20 protein-coding genes are annotated in these 19,401 nt (G+C 51.1%); 2 read left to right on the top strand and 18 right to left on the bottom strand.

Annotation, left to right across the window (positions count from 1 at the left end; all coding sequences use genetic code 11):
- From IZU26_RS00210 to IZU26_RS00295, 18 genes are all read right to left on the bottom strand, one after another.
- Complete coding sequence (locus IZU26_RS00210) at window positions 1–333, bottom strand: hypothetical protein (RefSeq protein WP_021330992.1); 333 nt, start codon at window positions 331–333, stop codon at window positions 1–3.
- Window positions 314–2,278 (bottom strand): FapA family protein, encoded by a 1,965-nt coding sequence (locus IZU26_RS00215; RefSeq protein ID WP_433275863.1) that lies wholly within the window; start codon window positions 2,276–2,278, stop codon window positions 314–316. Before IZU26_RS00215 ends, IZU26_RS00210 begins: the two co-directional genes overlap by 20 nt.
- Window positions 2,278–3,066 carry an RNA polymerase sigma factor WhiG gene (gene whiG / locus IZU26_RS00220; RefSeq protein ID WP_021331007.1) on the bottom strand — a complete coding sequence of 263 codons (789 nt, stop codon included), beginning with the start codon at window positions 3,064–3,066 and terminating at the stop codon, window positions 2,278–2,280. The genes IZU26_RS00215 and whiG overlap by 1 nt, the downstream gene beginning before the upstream one ends.
- 60 nt (window positions 3,067–3,126) lie before the next feature.
- The gene (locus IZU26_RS00225; RefSeq protein WP_433275865.1) at window positions 3,127–3,852 is read right to left on the bottom strand and encodes a hypothetical protein; all 726 of its coding nucleotides are present in this window, start codon (window positions 3,850–3,852) and stop codon (window positions 3,127–3,129) included.
- A gap of 323 nt (window positions 3,853–4,175) precedes the next feature.
- Entirely contained in the window at window positions 4,176–5,063 is an 888-nt protein-coding gene (locus tag IZU26_RS00230) for a MinD/ParA family protein (protein WP_310823136.1), read from the bottom strand.
- 3 nt (window positions 5,064–5,066) lie between these two features.
- Window positions 5,067–6,320: a GTPase gene (locus IZU26_RS00235; RefSeq protein ID WP_021331016.1), complete on the bottom strand. Its 1,254-nt coding sequence runs from the start codon at window positions 6,318–6,320 to the stop codon at window positions 5,067–5,069.
- Window positions 6,313–8,490 (bottom strand): flagellar biosynthesis protein FlhA, encoded by a 2,178-nt coding sequence (locus IZU26_RS00240; RefSeq protein WP_310823134.1) that lies wholly within the window; start codon window positions 8,488–8,490, stop codon window positions 6,313–6,315. Before IZU26_RS00240 ends, IZU26_RS00235 begins: the two co-directional genes overlap by 8 nt.
- An 18-nt stretch (window positions 8,491–8,508) precedes the next feature.
- Entirely contained in the window at window positions 8,509–9,630 is a 1,122-nt protein-coding gene (gene flhB, locus IZU26_RS00245) for a flagellar biosynthesis protein FlhB (RefSeq protein ID WP_433275868.1), read from the bottom strand.
- Entirely contained in the window at window positions 9,627–10,424 is a 798-nt protein-coding gene (gene fliR / locus IZU26_RS00250; RefSeq protein ID WP_021331001.1) for a flagellar biosynthetic protein FliR, read from the bottom strand. The genes flhB and fliR overlap by 4 nt, the downstream gene beginning before the upstream one ends.
- A 17-nt stretch (window positions 10,425–10,441) precedes the next feature.
- Entirely contained in the window at window positions 10,442–10,711 is a 270-nt protein-coding gene (fliQ, locus tag IZU26_RS00255) for a flagellar biosynthesis protein FliQ (RefSeq protein WP_021330976.1), read from the bottom strand.
- Between the two features lie 40 nt (window positions 10,712–10,751).
- On the bottom strand, window positions 10,752–11,621 hold the full coding sequence (fliP, locus tag IZU26_RS00260; protein WP_433275869.1) for a flagellar type III secretion system pore protein FliP: 870 nt from the start codon (window positions 11,619–11,621) through the stop codon (window positions 10,752–10,754).
- A 1-nt stretch (window position 11,622) separates the two neighbouring features.
- Window positions 11,623–12,261, bottom strand: a complete 639-nt coding sequence (locus IZU26_RS00265; protein WP_433275871.1) for a flagellar biosynthetic protein FliO — start codon at window positions 12,259–12,261, stop codon at window positions 11,623–11,625.
- Window positions 12,262–12,285: 24 nt separating this feature from the next.
- Window positions 12,286–13,401 (bottom strand): flagellar motor switch protein FliN, encoded by a 1,116-nt coding sequence (fliN, locus tag IZU26_RS00270; RefSeq protein WP_433275873.1) that lies wholly within the window; start codon window positions 13,399–13,401, stop codon window positions 12,286–12,288.
- A complete protein-coding gene (gene fliM, locus IZU26_RS00275) occupies window positions 13,394–14,431 on the bottom strand; it encodes a flagellar motor switch protein FliM (RefSeq protein ID WP_021330986.1) in 1,038 nt (345 codons plus the stop codon). Before fliM ends, fliN begins: the two co-directional genes overlap by 8 nt.
- Window positions 14,432–14,454: 23 nt before the next feature.
- Complete coding sequence (locus IZU26_RS00280) at window positions 14,455–15,000, bottom strand: flagellar basal body-associated FliL family protein (RefSeq protein WP_433275875.1); 546 nt, start codon at window positions 14,998–15,000, stop codon at window positions 14,455–14,457.
- Window positions 15,001–15,063: 63 nt separating this feature from the next.
- Window positions 15,064–15,792 carry a flagellar motor protein MotB gene (motB, locus tag IZU26_RS00285; RefSeq protein ID WP_021331026.1) on the bottom strand — a complete coding sequence of 243 codons (729 nt, stop codon included), beginning with the start codon at window positions 15,790–15,792 and terminating at the stop codon, window positions 15,064–15,066.
- A 2-nt stretch (window positions 15,793–15,794) separates the two neighbouring features.
- Window positions 15,795–16,577 (bottom strand): motility protein A, encoded by a 783-nt coding sequence (locus IZU26_RS00290; RefSeq protein ID WP_021331024.1) that lies wholly within the window; start codon window positions 16,575–16,577, stop codon window positions 15,795–15,797.
- A 6-nt stretch (window positions 16,578–16,583) separates the two neighbouring features.
- Window positions 16,584–16,781: a flagellar FlbD family protein gene (locus tag IZU26_RS00295; RefSeq protein ID WP_021331023.1), complete on the bottom strand. Its 198-nt coding sequence runs from the start codon at window positions 16,779–16,781 to the stop codon at window positions 16,584–16,586.
- Window positions 16,782–17,058: 277 nt separating this feature from the next.
- Here IZU26_RS00295 and IZU26_RS00300 point away from each other — a divergent pair, with 277 nt between their 5' ends.
- Together IZU26_RS00300 and IZU26_RS00305 are read left to right on the top strand one after the other, a co-directional pair.
- Window positions 17,059–17,787, top strand: coding sequence for a response regulator transcription factor (locus tag IZU26_RS00300; protein WP_038081544.1), 729 nt, complete (start codon window positions 17,059–17,061; stop codon window positions 17,785–17,787).
- A complete protein-coding gene (locus tag IZU26_RS00305) occupies window positions 17,784–19,181 on the top strand; it encodes a HAMP domain-containing sensor histidine kinase (RefSeq protein ID WP_433275879.1) in 1,398 nt (465 codons plus the stop codon). Before IZU26_RS00300 ends, IZU26_RS00305 begins: the two co-directional genes overlap by 4 nt.
- The last annotated feature ends 220 nt before the right edge of the window (window positions 19,182–19,401 follow it).

The following is a 19,401-nucleotide window of genomic DNA, read 5'->3' on the forward strand; positions in this document are numbered from 1 at the left end:
CTACCTCGTAATATCTATGTGCTGCCCGATATAGGATTCTTGTACGGCTTTTTCGCGCCTTTCGTCTTTTTTTTCGCGCCCTCCGTCTTTGCCCTTCTCTTCCTTCTCCCCGTGAGAAGAAGAAGCGTCGTTTTTTACGGCGCGCGATTGGGCTTCCGATTCATCGGATGCAGGACGGGAGACGCGCTCGGCTTCTTCCAAATTTTGCCGCACGATGTTTTGCTGCTGCATCGCTTCGGCGAATCTGCCGCCGTCTTGGGCTTGCGCGGCATTTTGCGCGATATTTGCCATTTGAGAATACATCGTCTGCAAATCAATCGGTTGTATAGCCATCGGGTCCCTTTATTTTCGAAGCGGCTTCGTATTTGCCGCGCTTGACGAAATTGTTTTCAAAATAAAATGTTACGCCCGACACTTCGTTATGCACTTCGTCGAGCACGTCGCGCACGTAGATTTTGACGCCCGAGTATACCGTTCCCGACGCTTTCACTTTTCCGACCGCTTTCAATTCGCGCAAGTGCTCCTGCAGCGTTTGAATCTCTTCGGTCATCTCCGCCGATTCGGAATCGATCTGCACTTTGCGCTCTTTGAGTTTTGTAAGATTGTCTTCTTTTTCTTTCGGAAGCGAACGGCGTATTTTCTTTTGATTTTCGAGCGTCGAAATATCGAGTTCGAGATTTTCAAGCTCTTTGACAAGCGCGCCCTGCTTTTCCTGCAGGCTGTCGAGCCGCTGTTTTGCACGCGGATCGAAGCCGACTTCGAGTATCGTTTCCGCGCCCCCTCCCGGAGAGCCGATGCTCTTTGCGGAAATCTCTTCCGTCGCAAACAAGTGTCCGCCCATAATCTGCGCTTTTTTTCCGCTCAAAACGATGCTCTTCATCGCCATCACTTCGGAATTCATAATGCTGTCGGTAACGATGACCGATTCATCGACTTCGACTTTCGACGCCTGTATGAATTTCGCCCACAGCGATTTTTTACTCGTCAGTGTGCCGCCGTTTTTACCGAATATGCCCTGTTGCACGATGATGTTTCCGCCGGCGTTGATTTTGCAGTTGCCGACGGTCCCGCCGACTTCGATATTGCCCGAAGCGTCCACATTAAAGCCGTCTTCAACGCTCCCGCGGATGATGACGGAGCCGAGGAATTTGATGTTTCCCGTTTTGATGTTGACGCTCATGAGCTGGAGTACGGGCTCAACGGTAATCTTTCCGGCAAAGAGCATAACCTGACCGTCGGTATCGGCGATCACCGTCATGCCGTCCGGCGCAAGCGAAACGTTTTGTCCGAGCGGAATCGGAATATCTTTTCCGTTTTTCGCTTCAGTATAGCGCCCCAAAAGCGTTTTGCCGGGCTTTCCCTTTTCCGCGGGAATTTTTTGTGCAAGGCGTCCGCCTTTGATGACGTTTTGTATGAGGTTCAACTCTTTAAAATCGACTTGCCCCGTCGCAGACTCCGTCGCGCGAAGTTTTTTCGGATCCGTTTCAAAATCATAAGCGATGTATGCATCCCTCCCGTCCTGAGCGGGAGTTCCCGATGCAACTTCGTACGGAGTTTCGTAGACGGGATCGTCGACAAAAGCTTCGATTTTATCTTCGTCAAATCCCGTGATGACGCCTTGCGCGCGGAGAGCCCGCTCGATCATCGAATAGGAAACGTCGGCGCCGCTCATCGAAGGTGCGGATGCGACGATGTCCGCTTTCATTTCGTCGCTTGAAATGTTCACCGAAACGCTCGCATCGCCTGCAGCTATGTGTTTATACGCGCCGACTTCTTCATAGCGGCCGGACGTCCCCTGTTTGACGTATTTTTTTACGAGATCGTCTTCTACGGAAATCGTATCCGGCCGCACGAGCGCCTGCATGACGTCTTTGCCGTCAACGGCATTTCCTTTCCCTGAAGGAAGCCGTACTTTGAGCATAATTCTGTCGCCGAAATGACGGATATAATACGCACCGTCTCTGTCGACGATTTTCGTTTCTACTCCCCCTGCGTCTTCACCGAAGAGATCGTCTTTTGCCGATTTGTTTTTCGCGTAGAGCGTATTGGGATTTTGATAAATACGCAGACGCCACGGCTTTTTTCCGAAACCGAGAAAACCGTTGCTTCCTTTTTCGACGACTTCGTATTCGAGATCGGCGGCTTTCGTGTCGAGCTGGACTGCGGCATCGGCCAGCGCTTCGTCGATACTTTCCGCATTTACGTCGACGTTGTGCAGCATCTTGTCACGTTCCAAGAGACGCTGCATATCCGCACGTATTTTCTCGAGCGATACCATCACATGATTCCTTTCCTGAGATTCGTCAATTTTGCACGCATTCTGAGATTCGCTTTTGTGTGCAATTGGGAAATACGCGACTCGCTTACGTTGAGAACTTGCCCGATTTCTTTAAACGTCAAATCTTCATGATAGTACAAAACGATAACCATCTTTTCTTTTTCGGGCAATTCGTTGATCGCCTGCACGATCACTTTTTTAATCTCTTCGCGTTCGACGATCGCATCGGGATTCATGCTCGATGGAGATTCGATACTGTCGCCGATCGACGTGTTCGCCGCATCGTCCCCGTTATGCCACACGTCGTTGAGAGAAAGCACGCTCGTGCCCGACACTTTCATGATGATGCGGTGATAGTCGTCTTCGCTCACGCCGAGCGATTCTGCGATTTCCGCATCGCTCGCCGTCCGTCCGAGCCGCGATTCAAGCGTATTGATGGCGTCCTCTATCTCCCTCGATTTTTGACGGACGGAACGCGGCACCCAATCGATTTGCCTGAGCTCGTCGAAGATCGCTCCGCGGATTCGGGTAACGGCGTAGGTTTTGAATTTGACGTTTTTCGACGGATCGTATTTTTCGATCGCATCGAGCAGACCGAATTGACCGAAGCCGACGAGGTCGTCGAATTCGACGCTGCCGGGCATACCGACGGACACTTTTCCCGCGACGTATTTAACAAGCGGCATATACTGCCGTATAAACGCGTCACGCAACGCCTGCGATTTCGTCTTTCGGTATTCTTCCCAGAGTCTGTCTTCTTCTTTTTCGTCGTTTACCGAGTCTGCCATAGTATGCACCTTTATTAAGGGAAGCGCCAAAAACTTCGGCTTTTAGCACTCCCCTTGATTTTAAGTTTCTTTATCCTTTGCAAGTGCAGTGCTTATCGCTTTCGCCATAAGCGTCGTATCCTTTTCACTGTATTTGCTCGCCTTATCGGATTTTTTCGTTGTATCCGAAGCTGCGGAAAAAGCGGTATCTTCGATAATCTCTCCGGACGGAGCCAAATCTTCGAGATCGGGCAAGTCGTCGAGCGTATCGTCTTTGAGCGAAAAACCGTCGTCCGAATTGACTCCCGCCTCTTTTCCCGAAATCGTCTCGGCACTCTCATGCAGCCCTACGGGAACAAAACCGTCATCCGGTTGCCCGGTTTGCGCATCGGCCAAAGCCGCTCCGTTTGCCGCGTGAGTCGTATCGATACCTTCGCTTCCGTCCGAAGCACCTGCGAAACGTCCCCCTTTTTCCCCGCTGTAATCTTCTTTGTTCAGCATCTGGTGATTTCCACCGACATAAAACTCAGGAGAACCGTCTTCGGTCGGAAGCTCTTCGTCCTGCACGACGATATCGACATTGTTTCCCGTCGTTCCGTGCACGTCAGCGCCATCCGTCCCGCCGTCGATATTCAAAAACGTCGTACCGATAAACTGCACGGCAAATCCCACAACGGCAAACACTGCGGCAAAAATAAAAGCGAAAAGCAGCATACGCCCTATACCGCCGCGAGAAAAAAAGCCGAAGAAAAAAGAGATGAGGAAACCGCCGAGAGCAAAACCTGCGATGAATCGAACCTGCCTCACTACACCTCCCTAAAAACTTTTGCAGAAAGTTACAACTTTCAAAAAAGTTTTTAGCCGTGCGCGCCGCCGCAAACTCAAAGGACGCAGATCCTTATTAATAATAATCGATCCGCTCGGCCGGTGCACATACCGCCTTTATTATATATCATACAGCAACAAAAGTGAACCTCTAAAAACTTCAATCTTCGAAGACGCACTGCAAACCCATACAAGGGTATCTCTAAAAACACGATCGAATTTTCAGAGGCGCCGCCGATTTTTTAATAAGCCGGCATAGTGCAAAACGTATTAAAACCCCGGCTTTCCCCGCTTGCGGCATACGGTTATTTTTTTCTGCGCAAAAACTTTTTCAAAAAATTCGATACGCCTTCGCTTTCCATCGGTTCCGTTTTTTCGATGCGGCCGACAATGTGCTTGATACACATCGCGGGCTTCGACGTCGGATTGATGACGATAAAGGGTTTTTGCCGGATAACGGAAGCCTGCACGACGGGATCGTCGTACACAAAGCCGATGTAATCGACCTTATAATTCAAAAACTGGCTCACGATCGTGATGATGCGTTCGGAGATGCGCTTGCCTTCGTCCGCAGAATGCGCTCGGTTTACGAGCAGCTTTAAGTTGACCGGATGCTCGACGATTTCCGTCGTGATGATTTTAATGATGCCGTATGCGTCGGTGATCGCCGTCGGTTCAGGCGTCGTAACGACGTACACTTCATCGGCGGCGGCGACGAACTGCAAAACATTGTTCGTGATGCCCGCTCCCGTATCGATGATGATGATATCGGCGGAACCGAGAGACGCGAACTGTTTTGCAAAATCTTCAAGCTCTTTGACGGAGAGGTTTGCGATTTTTGAAAGCCCGTTTGCGCCTGCGATGAATTTGATATTGAATTCGGTATCGAGGATAATCTCCTTCATCGTCTTTTTTTTGTCGATGACGTGCATGAGATTGTACGGCGGCACTTGATTGAGCAGTACGTTGATATTCGCCATGCCGAGATCGCCGTCGATCAGGATAACGCGCTTACCGGTCTGAGCGTAGGCTATGGCCATGTTTACGGCTATATTCGATTTACCGACGCCGCCTTTACCGCTCGTGATCGCGAGAATGCGCGTTTTGTGCGCATCTTTTGCCGAAGACGACCTCTTTTTTTCCTGAACGCCTTCTTTCATCAATTCACGCAAACCTTCTGCCTGTTCTTCCATATCTTATTCTCCAAATTCATCTTCAATATGTACGCGATCGACATCAAAGCCCGAAAGCCTGATGAGAAACTGAACGACATCCGCACGGTGGATATCCCGTACGACTTTTTGTCCGTCGGCGATGTACGAAATTTTTTTGTTTTTTTCGTGGAGTACGCTGATGATATTTCCGTATTGCTTCGATTCGTCGCACTTCGTCACGATGACGGAATTATATCCGAACTGTTCGTAATTTTGCATGATGTTCGCCAAATCCTTCGCTTTCGTAGAAGCGGCGACGGCAAGATATATGTCGGGTTTCATTCCGCGCACATCGAGAACGGCTTTCATCTTGCCGATGTTTTCGGTATCGTTCGGACTGTAGCCGCTCGTGTCGATAAAAATCGCGTCGAAGTTTTCGCGCTTTTCGTCGTAGAGCTTTTTTAAGTCTTCGACCGTTTCCGCTTTTTCGAGTTCCGTTTTAAGGATCGTACTGTACGAAGCGAGATGTTCGTAAGCTCCGACACGCATCGTATCGGTCGTGATAAACGCGAACGACGGAATTCTCCGCTCTTCTCTCTTCGCTTCGCTCACCATTTTCGTCGCAAGCTTTACGAGCGTCGTCGTCTTACCGACTCCCGTAGGACCTACGATAACGACGACGTGCGGCGGCCGCTGGATTTTTTCCGGCGCGATCGAAATCGTCTTTCCGATCCAATCGACGACTTTGCGCTCTACGGCTTTAAAATCCTCGAGCGCGTCGAGCGTAAAATTCGATTGCAATTTTTCCGTTATTTCATTGATGTATGAAAACGTAAATTCGTTTTCTTCCAAAAGGCTTTCGATTTTTTTGATCGACGGATGTTTTTCCGAAGCGGCCAACGCGATGTTTTTCAACTGCTTCGAAAGATTATCTTCCATTTGGGAAAGGCGGGTATTCATCGCGGTATTGATCGCCGTCATCTGAGCCGCGCGCAAAAGTTCGTCTTTGGTTTTATTGAACGCGGCGGCCGCATCGAGCGCATCCGTTTCCCGTGATGGAATCCCTGCCGAATGGGCGGCCGTATTTTTCGGAATCTCATCTTCACGGTCTACCGTATAAGAAACTTCGACGACTTCTTTTTGTCCGATACCGAAAAACCCGCCTTTTAGCATCGTACGCTTTCCGCGAATCGTATACTCGTTGTTGAATTTTTCGAAGAGTTTCGCCTTGCATTCGTCGAGCGTCCGCCCCGTCATCTTCAATACGGGTACATCCCGTCTGTCTGCGCTATACATTCTGTATCGTCACTCCTGCTTTATCTTCTGCGATTTCTCCGAGCACTTCGACTTTTATGCTCCTGCCCGCGGCAATGATCTCTCTGTCGGAAATGACGATGATATCGGGCATTTCCCGGTTCGTCATATTCCACACGAGGCGGCGCACGACCGACGAACACATAACGATCGGAAGCCGGCCCTTGCTGCGAAGCGCATTGTAGGCGCCGTGGATCGCGCGCTCCCACACCCGCAAATCGACCGGATCGAGGGCGACAAAGGGCTCCGTGCCTGCGCTCTTCGCGACGTGATCGAGTAAGAGCTGTGACAAGTCCTGCGACAAGCTCATAACGCGCAGCGTATTGTCTTCGTCCGCGTACTGTCTGCATATCTGGAGTCCGAGCGCTTCACGCACCTTTTCGGCGAGATCCCACGCGTTGTGCGTGATAGGCCCGAAATTGGCAAGCGTTTCGAGGATGATAACGATGTTGCGTATCGAAACGCGCTCCTGCAACAATATCTTTAAAACTTTTTCGATATCGCCGTACGTGAATTTGCATTTTTCGTTGTTGAGCACTTCGTCGACGACGACCGGATTCGTTTCTTTGATATTGTTGATGATCCTCGACACTTCCTGCCGACCGATGATTTCCGCCGCATGCGCTTTGATGATTTCAGTCAAATGCGTCGCAATGATCGTCGGAGGATCGACGACGGTATAGCCGTTCCGCTCGGCTTCCGCTCTCTTTTCTTCCGGCAGCCAAATCGCGCTCATGCCGAAAGCGGGGTCTTTCGTTTTTTCTCCCTGCAGCTCTTCGGTTACCGTACCGTTGTTCATACACATATAGTAGCCGAGTCTGATCGTGCTGCGTCCCGCTTCGATACCGCGTATTTTAAAACTGTATTCGTTCGGGTCAAGCGTCATATTGTCGACGATGCGGATCGGCGGAACGATGAGTCCCATATCGAGAGCCGCTTCGTGCCGTATGCGCGTGATCCGTTCGAGCAATTCCGCGCCTTTTTCTTTGTCGACGAGCGGGATGAGTGCATAGCCGAGTTCGAGCGACAGCGTGTCGAGAGGTGCTATCGCAGCAGCATCCGTGGGGCTTGTGCCGCCCGTCTTTTCCTTTGCCGTCGCAGCCGCCATCGCCTGTGCTTTTTCGCGCACTTGAGAAGAAGCGATGCGGTATCCCATAAAAAAGAAAAATGCTCCGAGCAAAACCAAAAGCACCGTCGCTCCCGCGCCGTTTCCGATAAACGCGATGCCCATAAACGCGAGAGCCGCTCCGACGATTTCGTAGATGTGTCCGTCGATCGAAAAGTTTTTCGAAAGCTGTTTGTCGAAAGCTTCGTCGGTACTGCTTCCCGTAACGATGAGACCGGTCGCAAACGAAAGCATGAGAGAGGGGATCTGCGACATAAGACCGTCGCCGATCGTAAGCTTCGCATAGGATAAAAGTGCATCCCCTGCCGACATGCGGTTGATCGCCATACCGACGGCAAAGCCGCCGAAGATGTTTATCGCCGTGATAAAGATGCCGGCTTTGACGTTGCCCGAAACGAATTTCGAAGCGCCGTCCATCGTCGAATAAAAATCAACCGAGCGGTCGAGCGCTTCCTGTTCTTTTTGCGCTTCCTCTTCCGTTATGATGCCGCTGTTGAGCCGGTTGCCGATATCGAATTTTTTCGTACTCATCGAATCAAGCGAAAACCGCGCGGCAACTTCCGATACGCGCGTGGCCCCTTTTGTGATGACGACGACCTGCACGACGATCAAAATAATAAAAATCACAAAGCCGATGACGACCGGCGTCGCGCCCGCGCCTCCGCCGGTAACGATATTCGCAAAGGCCTGCACCATGACGCTTTGACTTTTCGAAAGCCCCGCGGGGTTTACGGGATTTGCGAGGATGAGGCGCGTAGACGAGATGTTGATGCCGAGCCCGAAAAGCGTCATAAACAAAAGCACGCGCGGGAATGTTATAAAATTCGTCGCACGCGGCGTATACATGACGATGAGCAGGACGACGATCGAAAACGCGATATTGAGCGCCATCGAAAAATCGATGAGGATTCGAGGCATGGGTATAACGAGAAAGAGCGCAACGACGACGACTGCGACACCGACGATATTGCGCTGCAAAAAATTTAAAACGCTTTGATTTGAAATGCGTCTTGCTTCATCAGGCATCAGTCCCCCACCCGCCTACTAAAGCCGTTTATGCAAATTCATAACATGAGCATAGATATCGGCAATAATTCTAAAGTATTCTTCAGGTATTATATCACCAACATTCGTGTTTGCATAGAGACCGCGCGCAACGGGGCGGTTTTCCACAACGGGCACGCCGTTTTCTTCGGCTATCCTACGCATGGAAAACGCGACTTCGTCTTCGCCCTTCGCCGTAACGCGCGGGGCTTCGTAGCCGGCGGCCGCATCGTATTTTAACGCGACGGCAAAGTGCGTCGGGTTTGTAATGACGACGTCGGATTCCCTGACGGCCTGCGGCATGTTTTGCTGCAGGATGGCGCGCTCGGCCTGCTGCAGCCTGTTTTTTACTTCGGGATCGCCTTCGAATTCTTTGTATTCCTCTTTTACTTCCTGCTTCGTCATTTTCATCTGTTCCATAAATTCGCGCCGCTGTACAAAATAATCGGGAATCGCGATGATGAGAAAGACAAGAGCCGCCATTATTAAAATTTCAGCGCTCATGACACCGATGCGGCCGATCGCCATACCGATACTTCCGTTTTGAATTTCGAGCATGAGTATCGGAACGTCTCGACGGAGCAGCATAAAAGCGAGTATCGAAATGACGGTCACTTTGCCGAGCGATTTCGCGACATTAAAAAGTCCGCGCAGCGAAAAAAGCGTATTGCGGAAATACTGAACGAAGTTCGGAACGATTTTTTGAAACTTCGGTTCGATCGTCTTCGTCGTAAAGATAAAGCGGCGGTTTTGGATGATATTTCCCGCAACTCCGCCGACAATGCCGATGATGCCGATCGGCAGTATGAGGCGCAAAAAAAAATAATAAAATGCGCGCGCGATCGCGGGATCGTTTACGTTCGATGAAGCGCAGCGCGAAAAATAATAGCGGAAAATCGCCGCACATTCTTTCAGCATCGAAGGCGCAAAGACGATGAGGAGCACCACGCACAAAAGCATGACGAAAGCGCTGTTGAGTTCGGCGCTTTTTGCGACGCGGCCTTCCTTTCTCGCTTTTTCAAGCTTGTATTCCGACGGTTCTTCGGTTCTGCCTTCGTCTTCCGCGGCGAACCACTGCAGGTCGATATACAGATACGGCGGTATACAAAGCCTGTCGTTCACGAAGCGCCTCCCGAAATGATTGCAATAAGAGACGTGATGCCTGCATTAAACGAGCGTTCGAAAAAATCGCAAAGCTGGGGCATGAGAGCTGTGATGACGAAAAAAGACGTAAGCAAAAGCAGTGCGAACCCTTCGGACAAAAGATTCATCTGAGGAGCGGCCCGCGCAAGGATTCCCATGCAGATATTGATGAGCAAAAGCGTCCCCATAAGCGGAAGCGCTATGACGAGAGAAGCCGAAAAAAGCTCGGTGAGGCTTCCGACCAAAAATCGTACGATACGCTCTTTCGCTTCGAGGAGCGCAAACACATTCATCGACGCAAAACTTGAAACGAGCCCGCGCAAAAACAGTTTTTGGAACCACTTGCTCTGCAAAAAAAGCAGCATCGCGACGAGGTTCAAATACTGCCCCATAAGCGGGTTTTCGACTTGCGCGAGCGCATCGTACACTTCGGATGCGCTCAAGCCCATTTGAAACGCAAAAAATTGACCTGCCGTGCTGAACGCGGAAAAAAGGATCGTGATAAAAAAACCGATGATGAGTCCGATCATCGCTTCTCCCGCAAGCAAAAACGCATACGACAAATCGAAAAGCCCGCTCGAGGAAATATACGGAGCGTAGGATGAAAAATCGACGTGCGGAACGAGGGCGTATGCCATATAGCCTGCAAGCGCGATCTTCGCCGCCCTCGGCACCGAGCGCATCGAAAAGAGCGGCAGCGTCATCAAAAGCGCAAAACAGCGGACGGCAATGAGCAAAAATATCGGCGCATGACTTACGATACGATCGATCACCGCTTCCGTCCTTATCTCTAGCGCGCCATGAGCGGTATGAGATTAAAAAGAGAAACCGTGTAATTTCTGAGATGCGTAAACATCCAGCCCCCCAGCAGAGCCAACATCGCAAGGATCGTCAAAACCTTCGGCAAAAACGTCAGCGTCTGTTCCTGAATCGACGTCGTCGCTTGAAAGATCGCAACGACGAGCCCGACGAGGAGAGCGGCGCCGAGTACGGGAGATGCGAGGATAAAAATTTCAAATACGCCGCCGCGAATTAAATTGACAAGCTGTCCTATCGACATCGCTTTTTATCATCCTCCTAAAATCAAATCACCGATTTTTTCAGCGCAAAACGGAAACGAAAAGCTGCTGCGTCAAAAGTCCCCATCCGTCAACGAGGACGAAGAGCATCAGTTTAAACGGCATCGAAATCTGTACCGGCGGCAGCATCATCATGCCCATCGACATGAGGATACTCGCGACGACCATATCGATGATGATAAACGGAATGTAAAGCAGTACGCCGATTTTAAACGCGACGGTAAGCTCGTGCAAAATGTAAGCGGGCACGAGGATATGCGTCGGAACGTCGGCGAGCGTATTCGGCCGATCCATCCTCGCCATAGACATAAAAAGGGAAATGGAGCTCGTATCTTCGGCCATCTGCGTATACATAAAAATGCGCATCGGAGCTTCGGCTTCGCGGTACGCCTCTTCGACGCCGATCTCTCCGCTCGAAAGCGGACGGAACGAATTGTCGTACACCCTCGTAAAAGTCGGCCACATGACAAAGACCGTCATAAAAAACGCGATTCCGTTGAGTACGGCGGTCGGCGGCACTTGCTGCAGAGAAAGCGCGCGTTTAATAAAATCGAGGACGATCGAAAAACGCAAAAAGCACGTCGTCAAAATCAAAATACTCGGCGCGAGCGTGAGTACCGTAAGCAAAAGGAGCACTTGCACCGAAAACGCGACTTCCCTGCCCGTTTGAGGCTGCGTAAGGGTTATATCGACGTTCGGCACGACAGGATTTCGCACATTGCGATTCATCTCCGTCGTACCCCTTGCAGAGCGTTCCGGAAAATTATTATTCTGCTGAGCGGAAAGCCCTGCACCGCACAAAAGAAAAGCGAGAACGAGTGCCGCACGGACGACGCGAGCCGCCCGCATTCGATACGCTTTTTTTCCGGTACAAATAGATGAAGCTCTCATATCAGTTTTCCGAATCGAGGCGGCTTCGCTGCATTCGAAGCATATCGCGCGCTTTATCGCCGTCGCCGCTGAAAACGCTTTCGCCTTTTTTCGTTCCCTGCGGCATAAAGATCGAAAGGATATCGCCGAAGTTCCGCGGCCTCTTTACGTTTTGACGAGTGTCCGCATAGAGGTTCATCGCGTGAATCGTCTCTTTGTCGGTAACTTCACCGATGAGGTTGACCGCATTGTCGGTAACTCCGATCAAATACGCTTTATCGTCGAGGAGCGAAACGACGTGTACCGATTTTCCGGGAGCGATCGACACGGAAGAGACAACGCGCAAAAATTGATCGCCCTCCCCGATGTCTTTATTCATGCTGCGCTTCATAAGATAGACGACCGCATACACGCACGCAACCACTACGGCAAGAACAAGTATCATGCGGATAAAAAGCCAAAGCGTAGATGCGGGCCGCTCCGTTGCGGCAGGCGAAAGCGCGGGATCGGCTATCGGAAGCGAAGATTCGTCGACGGCCGCAGTTTCAGTCCTCTCGATACGCGTATCTTCGGTCACCTGCGTTTGCGCGGACGACGAAAAAGATACGACGATCAGCAAAACCGAAAACGCCGCCGTTTTTAATAATTTTGAGTATTGCAACTGTTCCCCCACCCTGTAAAAGTATCAGTGCAGTTCCGTCACCCTCTCAAGCGAAGATAGAATTTCGGTAACACGCACGCCGAAGTTTTCGTCGATGACGACGACTTCGCCCTTTGCGATCGGCTTGTGATTGACAAGGATGTCGACCGGCTCCCCTGCAAGCTTGTCGAGCTCTATGATCGTACCTTCTCCCATACCGAGAATGTCTTTGATCTGTTTTTTCGTGCGGCCGAGCTCTACGGTCATCTCCATGTATACGTCCATGATAAGACCGATATTGCCCTGCTCGCCGCTTCCGGCGATATTGCCTTGAAGCATCGGGTACTGCAGCGACTGCACGTTCGGAATACCGCCCATACTTTGCCCCATCATGGGCATCGCCTGTCCCATGTTCATGCTCCCCATATTCATACCGGGTGAAGCCATCGTTCCGACGGATGCGATATCGGCGGCGCTGAGCGTGCCGCCCGTGCTCATATCGGGAGCCGAACTTCCGCCTCCGAGCGCGCTGCATATCTGCTCGGCAGCTGAAGAGCCGATCGCTTCCCACAGCGTATAGCCCTGCCCGTCGAGCGAGAGCGGATAGTTGAAAAGGACAAATTGATTTTGCGGAACTCGTATCATCGCTTTCGGATCGTTGCGCGCGGTAGGCGGATTGCACGAAATACCCGAAAGCTTACCCGTTTTTTCGAGGGCTTGGATTTCGTCGTTCGTGTGTGTCGACACGGTTTCGGCGATAACGGAAAGCGCCATATCGTCGATGTCCGCATTATCTTCTTTATTCATGAGTCCGACGATCTTTTGCGCAAACTCGGGTGCGAGTATGTAAAGGTGATCGCCTGAAAGACCGCTCGAAAAGTCGGCGAGGATATTGACGACGACTTCCGGCAGCTTCGCCAAAAGACGATCGCGGTCGAGCTGCTCGACGACGGGAGTATCGGCGGAAAAATTCGCGCCGGTCATTTTGTTGAGATTTTCGGCGAGCGGCGTTTTGAGTTCATCCGCAAATTTCTGCAGAACGGCGATATCCAGCTGTACGGAAGGAACGCCTCCGACTCTGCCGGATGAATTGAGGCCGTCTACGGATACGCCCGAAAGCAACGCATCAATCTCATCCTGCGATATTGCACCATCACTCATACGAATCATCTCCTTCTACAGAAAGTTCTTCAAAATCATCCGCCGAAATATCTTCCAACTTACCGGTTACCTGCACCGCCATCTTTTTGCCGACGACGCCCGGCTGGCAATAAAATTTCTTTTTGCTTCCTACGCTGAGCGTCAGCGGATCTCCGACGCGGATATTCGACAAGCGCACGACGTCACCGACGCGGAGAGAGAGCACTTCGCGTATCGGCAAATCGATGGAACCGACTTCGGCGACGACATCCATCTCCACCGATGAAAGTTTTTCTTTGAGCGTTCCGAGGTACTGTGTCGTCGAACTTCTGCGCACCGAACTGAACCAAAACTGCGACGACAGCTTTGAAATGATCGGCTCAATCGTCAAATACGGAATGCAGAAATTCATCATACCTTCTTCTTCGCCGACTTTCATTTCAAGGGTAACGAGAACGACCATTTCCGAAGGAGGCACGATCTGCGCAAACTGCGGATTCGTTTCGATCTGTCCGAGCCTCGGGCGCAAATCGATAACCTGCGTCCACGCTTCCCGCATATTCGCGAGAATGCGCACGATGATACCTTCCATAACCGACTGCTCGATATCGGTTAAATCGCGATTTTTATTTCCGGTCGTCGAACCGCGTCCGCCGAACAGACGGTCGATCATGCAAAACGTAATCGTCGGATCGATTTCAAGCACCGCGTTTCCTTTCAGCGGATCCATATTGACGACGGCAAGCGTCGTCGGTGTCGGAATGGATCGGATAAACTCTTCGTACGTGAGCTGATCGACGGAAGCGACGTGAACGTGTACGAGACTCCGCAGCTGAGCGGAAAGACTCGTCGTCGTCAAACGCGCAAAGGTTTCGTGCATGTTCGACACGGTGCGCAGCTGTTCTTTCGAAAATTTATCGGGACGCTTAAAATCGTAAATCTTGATTTTACGCGTATCGCTGACCGGCTTAAAATCGTCGGTATCGGAATCGCCCGAGCTTATCGCGGTGAGCAGCTGATCTATTTCATCCTGTGACAGAACTTCGTTCATGGCCTTTCCCGATACAAACCGTCTTATTGCTCGATGACATCGAGCTGCTGAAACGAAACGTCGCGGATCTTCGAACCGCTTAAAATTTCATCGTTGATCGCGTTGCGCAATTCGATTTTCAATTTCTGTTCGTTTTGCGGCTTCAATTCGTCGATCGTCTTCTGTGTAAAATACCGGCGCAGATAATCGGTGAGCTCGACTCGCCGTTCGGTTATTTCCGTCGCCGCAACCCTGTCGTCTTTTTTATAGCCGAGGAACACGTTGACGACGACGCTTGCGGGAATGTCGTCGCTCGTTCTCGTCCTGATAGCTCCGAGCGATGAGTACCAATCGAGCACTTCCCTCTGCGCATGGTATTCGTCGCTCATCGGGATCGCCGTCTGCGCCGACGTATTGCTCGAAACGATGCGTACCGTAACAAACACGACGACGACGATGAGGATGACGGCGCCGAGCGCGATGAGTATCCATTTTAATAATCCGGGAACAAGCCCGCCGATTCCTTTTCCTTTCGCACCGCTTCCGCCGTCGGATGCGCTTTCATCGAAATTAATATCGTTGTCTGCCATGATCCCCACCTATACAAACGCACGGTCTACATTTTAAGGAATATTTAACGGTATATTGTACCATCAAAAATGTCCTTCGTCTAGGATAATTATGTCAACCCGCCGGTTATACGCCCGGCCTTCCGCCGTATCGTTAGAAAACATCGGACGCGTATCGGCGTAGCCCGCTATCGAAAACCGACTCTCGTTTACACCGAAGTCGGCAAGGTAGTGAAGCACGTTCATGGCGCGGGCGGCCGAAAGCTCCCAGTTGCTTGCATACGGAGAAGACGAAGAAACGGGCGTATCGTCGGTGTGGCCTTCTATGCGGAATCTCCTCGATCGCAGTTCGGGATCCCTGAAAAACTCGGAAAGGCGCAGCAGCGTTTCGCGCGTTTCGTCGATGTCGAGGGCGGCGCTTCCTTCGGCAAAAAAGCTGTCGGATGCAAGCGTTATGACGAGTCCTCGCTCGTCGCTCGTTATAGTTATCCTGTTCGATTTGACATCGGGCGCAAAGAGGCTTACCGCTTTTTTTCGCGCGTTTGCAAGCGAGCGTCCCTTTTCCATAGCCGGAAGCGCATTGATATTGTTTCCCAAATCCGCAAGCCGTCCCGTCGCAAGCGAAAGACCGCCCGCCGTCGTTTCCGTTTCACGCATCTGCAGCGCCTGCGTAATCGTCGCAAGCTGCGTTATATCGACTTCCGTCGGATTGTACAGCATGACGAAAAAACAGAGCATGAGCGTAATCATATCGCCGTACGTGGTTTGCCATGCCGTTGACGGCTTTTCGGGCTGTTTGCTTTTCCGCGCCATACTCAATCCTTCAAAACGTCGGCTTCGATCGCGTGCCGCGCAACGGGGTCGAGATACGTGAGCAGCTTTTGCGCCATGATGCGCGGATTTTCTCCCGCTTGAATCGCAAGCACGCCTTCGATAACCATCTCCTTCGTCCGCATTTCAGCGGCGTTATGGCCGATGAGTTTTTGTGCGATAGGACCGATAATCCAGTTTGCGAGCAAAGAACCGTAGAGCGTCGTGATAAGAGCGACTGCCATGTTCGGACCGATAGCCGATTTGTCTTCCATATTGCGCAACATACCGATAAGACCGACGACGGTTCCCATCATGCCGAAACCCGGCGCAAGACCCGCCCACTGGTTTACAAGTCCTATCCACGTCATGTGGCGCGCTTCACACTGATTCATTTCGTTTTCCATAATCGCGCGGATAACCTGCCCGTCCGTACCGTCGACGACAAGCCGGAGTCCGCTTCTCATAAACGCGTCTTCGATATCGTCAAGTCCGTCTTCAAGTGCGAGGATGCCTTCGCGACGGGCTTTTTCGGAAAGAGCGACCATATTTTGGATGATCTGCTTTTCGCCGAAATCATAAATTCTAAAGGCACGCCCCATAATGCGGAAGAGACCGATACAGCGCGAAATCGGAGCGCAGAGCCACAACGAAAAATACGAACCGCCTATCGTCATAAAAATAGAGGGCACATCGAAAATCCCTCCCAGAGAACCGCCGGAAAAGATAACCGACACCATGATACACGCGCCGCCGCCTACGATTCCGATTATTGTCGCTATATCCATACTTCCTCACACCTCTTGCGTATTGATGCCGATCTTTTTCCGATAGGCTATGATCTTTTCGATGATATCTTCGGGTTTGTCTTTTACGACGATTTTTCTGCCGGACAGCATCGCAAGCGTCAAATCGGGATTTTCTTCCATGCTTTCGATCATGTGCGGATTAATCCAATACTTTTTTCCGTTTAAACGCATCACTTCGATCATCGTTATATAATGCTCCGATTGCTTCGAGCCGTCAAGTATTTCAACGCATCGGCAGACTGCCCCTTCGTCGAATGAAAAAATCGCGTCATTTCATTATCGGTTAAGCCGATATACTTGTTTACGGATAATTTTCCGTTTTTTGAATATAAAAAAACTGTTATTACCGCGCGAGGTCATACGTTTCCGTTGCGCGTTTTTCCGTTTTACATTAAATTATTAAAAGGTCGAATGCCGAGTTGCATCAAACTTGAAATCGAAACCGGAATAAGGAAAGCTTATGGGCGCCCGTATTTTTATTATAGAAGATGTTTCCGAAATTGCCAATCTCATCGCAATGTACCTGTCAAAAGCGGGCATGGATGCGCTTTCTTTCGGGACGGCGGAAGCGGCGCTCGAAAAGCTGCGGTCGGATCCCCCGCCAGATCTCGTCATCCTCGACTTAAACCTTCCGGGCATGAGCGGCTTCGAATTCCTCGAAAAATTCCGCTCCGAATACAAAACGACGATACCCGTAGTCATCGTCTCCGCGCGCGACGCCGATGAAGACATCATCAAAACACTCGGATTCGGAGCCGACGAGTTCGTTACAAAGCCGTTTTCGCCGCGCGTCCTCGTCGCCCGCGTTCAGGCAAACTTGCGGAGACAGGCAGCGACCGAAGCCGCTGCAGAAGAGACGATTTCGTTCGGAACGTACACGCTGCTTTTAAACAGCTGTGTGCTCAAAGAAGGCGCCCAAAAAATCGCCCTGTCGGCAAAAGAGTACGCCGTCCTCGAATACCTCGTCAAACATGCAGGCGAATCTCTTTCACCGGAAAAAATCTACGCGGACGTGTGGAAAGCGCAGTACGGAGACATAACCGCCGTCGCAGTGTACATCCAGCGGCTTCGCAAAAAAATCGAAAAAGATCCGTCGAATCCGGAATTTATTAAAACGGTGTTCGGGCTCGGCTATTGCTTTTCAAAAGAATCGATCGCCTCGCGGCAAGGAGCGAAAAAAGACGCATGACGATCAGGCGCCAATTTCATATCCTTCTCGCAGCGATCATCGTCATTCCGATATGCTGCGCGCTTTTTATTCCGTCGTATCACTATTTTACGTCGCCGGGACGCGCGCTCATCCACGATTATAAAGAGCTGCGCAAAAACGATACGTTTAAACTTTCGGTGCGTGAATGGAATAAGCTCCACGATTATATCCGCCGCCTGCCGCCGGATGTGGAAGTCGCCGTCTTTTCGCTTTCCACTTCGGCCGATATTTTAATTTCATCGATCGCCGAACTCAAAGCGGGCACTTCTCTCTCTCCGCTCGTGCTGTGGGGATTCGCATCTTCGACGAGCGATACGTATTTTTATCAATTTACGAGTTTCCGCTTTGCCGGACGAAACGATACGATCATTATTTTAACGCGCGTCGATAAATTCACCAAGCACGAAAGGCGCGGCATGGACTACGTCAACTATTTGGTCGGCATTTTGCTGTGCTTTGCAGCCCTCGTACTCATCATCATCGCAAAAATTTCGCGTGACATATTTACGTCGATCACGATTCTCGAACAGAGAACGCAAAAGATCGCAGACGGAGATTTGAGCGTTCCGCTCACCGACGATACGAAACAGTCGAAAACAAAGAGCAACGAAATCATTTCGCTGACCGAAAACCTTGAAAAAATGCGGAGCGCCCTCCTCGACGCGCACGAGCGGCGCACGCGATTTATCATGGGAATCAGCCACGACCTCCGCACGCCCGTCGCCGTCATCAAAGGCTACACGGAAGCGATTTCGGACGACGTCATCACCGACAAAAACGAAATCAAAAAATCGCTCGAAATCATTTCGACGAAGACGAATCAGCTCGAAGGCATGATCGACACGCTCATCAACTTTGTAAAGCTCGACAGCGCGGATTGGCGGCAAAAGCTCGTCCCTGAAAGCGTCCTTTCCGTCGTTTCCGAATTCGCAAAAAGCGCCGAAATGACGGGTGCGGTTTTTAAACGCAAAATCACGTCGTCGATCGCCCTCTCTCCCGAATGCAAAGTGCCGATGGACAGACAGCTTTTTTCCCGCGCGCTCGAAAATCTTTTGAGCAACGCGATACGCTATTCGAAAGAAGGAGACGAAATCGCGATTTCGGCCGCGGAAACGGATGACGCATGTATCGTGAGTGTCAGCGACACCGGAATCGGCATAGCGCAAAAAGACCTCAATCATATATTCGATATGTTTTACCGAGCGACCGATTCGCGTCGGGAAGAAGGCATGGGCATCGGACTCTCCGTCGTAAAGAGCATCGTCGATACGCACGGCTGGACAATCGGCGTAAGGTCGAAAGCGGGCAAAGGCTCGACGTTTACGATAACGATTCCGAAAAAAGCGGAGCGGCGCACTCACTGTTTTTCGTAGAGAGAGTCGACTTTGCAGCTCATCAGCAAGCCGGGGACTCATTCGCCGCTTTCGCTCGCGGCGGGAACGCTGCGCGAGGAGGCAATCCGGCGTAAGCGGATAGATGAGCGATACGCACGTGTCGTCGTATTTGTCGCTTTTATACACCGATCTGATTTCAAAGCGCAGCGTTACCGGACACGAAAGCTCTTGGGAGAGGACGATTTCCTGCAGATCAGGC

Source organism: Treponema sp. SP13 (genome assembly GCF_050938355.1).
Classification (GTDB): domain Bacteria; phylum Spirochaetota; class Spirochaetia; order Treponematales; family Treponemataceae; genus Treponema_D; species Treponema_D socranskii.

Excerpts from the sequence above, each read along its gene's own strand:
- IZU26_RS00240 (WP_310823134.1), bottom strand. The coding sequence starts at position 8,490 with ATGCCTGATGAAGCAAGACGCATTTCAAATCAAAGCGTTTTAAATTTT.
- fliN (WP_433275873.1), bottom strand. The coding sequence starts at position 13,401 with ATGAGTGATGGTGCAATATCGCAGGATGAGATTGATGCGTTGCTTTCG.
- IZU26_RS00290 (WP_021331024.1), bottom strand. The coding sequence starts at position 16,577 with ATGGATATAGCGACAATAATCGGAATCGTAGGCGGCGGCGCGTGTATC.
- IZU26_RS00235 (WP_021331016.1), bottom strand. The coding sequence starts at position 6,320 with ATGTATAGCGCAGACAGACGGGATGTACCCGTATTGAAGATGACGGGG.
- IZU26_RS00295 (WP_021331023.1), bottom strand. The coding sequence starts at position 16,781 with ATGATCGAAGTGATGCGTTTAAACGGAAAAAAGTATTGGATTAATCCG.
- fliM (WP_021330986.1), bottom strand. The coding sequence starts at position 14,431 with ATGAACGAAGTTCTGTCACAGGATGAAATAGATCAGCTGCTCACCGCG.
- fliQ (WP_021330976.1), bottom strand. The coding sequence starts at position 10,711 with ATGTCGATAGGACAGCTTGTCAATTTAATTCGCGGCGGCGTATTTGAA.
- IZU26_RS00230 (WP_310823136.1), bottom strand. The coding sequence starts at position 5,063 with ATGGAAGAACAGGCAGAAGGTTTGCGTGAATTGATGAAAGAAGGCGTT.
- fliP (WP_433275869.1), bottom strand. The coding sequence starts at position 11,621 with ATGAGAGCTTCATCTATTTGTACCGGAAAAAAAGCGTATCGAATGCGG.
- IZU26_RS00305 (WP_433275879.1), top strand. The coding sequence starts at position 17,784 with ATGACGATCAGGCGCCAATTTCATATCCTTCTCGCAGCGATCATCGTC.
- motB (WP_021331026.1), bottom strand. The coding sequence starts at position 15,792 with ATGGCGCGGAAAAGCAAACAGCCCGAAAAGCCGTCAACGGCATGGCAA.
- IZU26_RS00300 (WP_038081544.1), top strand. The coding sequence starts at position 17,059 with ATGGGCGCCCGTATTTTTATTATAGAAGATGTTTCCGAAATTGCCAAT.
- IZU26_RS00215 (WP_433275863.1), bottom strand. The coding sequence starts at position 2,278 with ATGGTATCGCTCGAGAAAATACGTGCGGATATGCAGCGTCTCTTGGAA.
- IZU26_RS00280 (WP_433275875.1), bottom strand. The coding sequence starts at position 15,000 with ATGGCAGACAACGATATTAATTTCGATGAAAGCGCATCCGACGGCGGA.
- IZU26_RS00210 (WP_021330992.1), bottom strand. The coding sequence starts at position 333 with ATGGCTATACAACCGATTGATTTGCAGACGATGTATTCTCAAATGGCA.
- whiG (WP_021331007.1), bottom strand. The coding sequence starts at position 3,066 with ATGGCAGACTCGGTAAACGACGAAAAAGAAGAAGACAGACTCTGGGAA.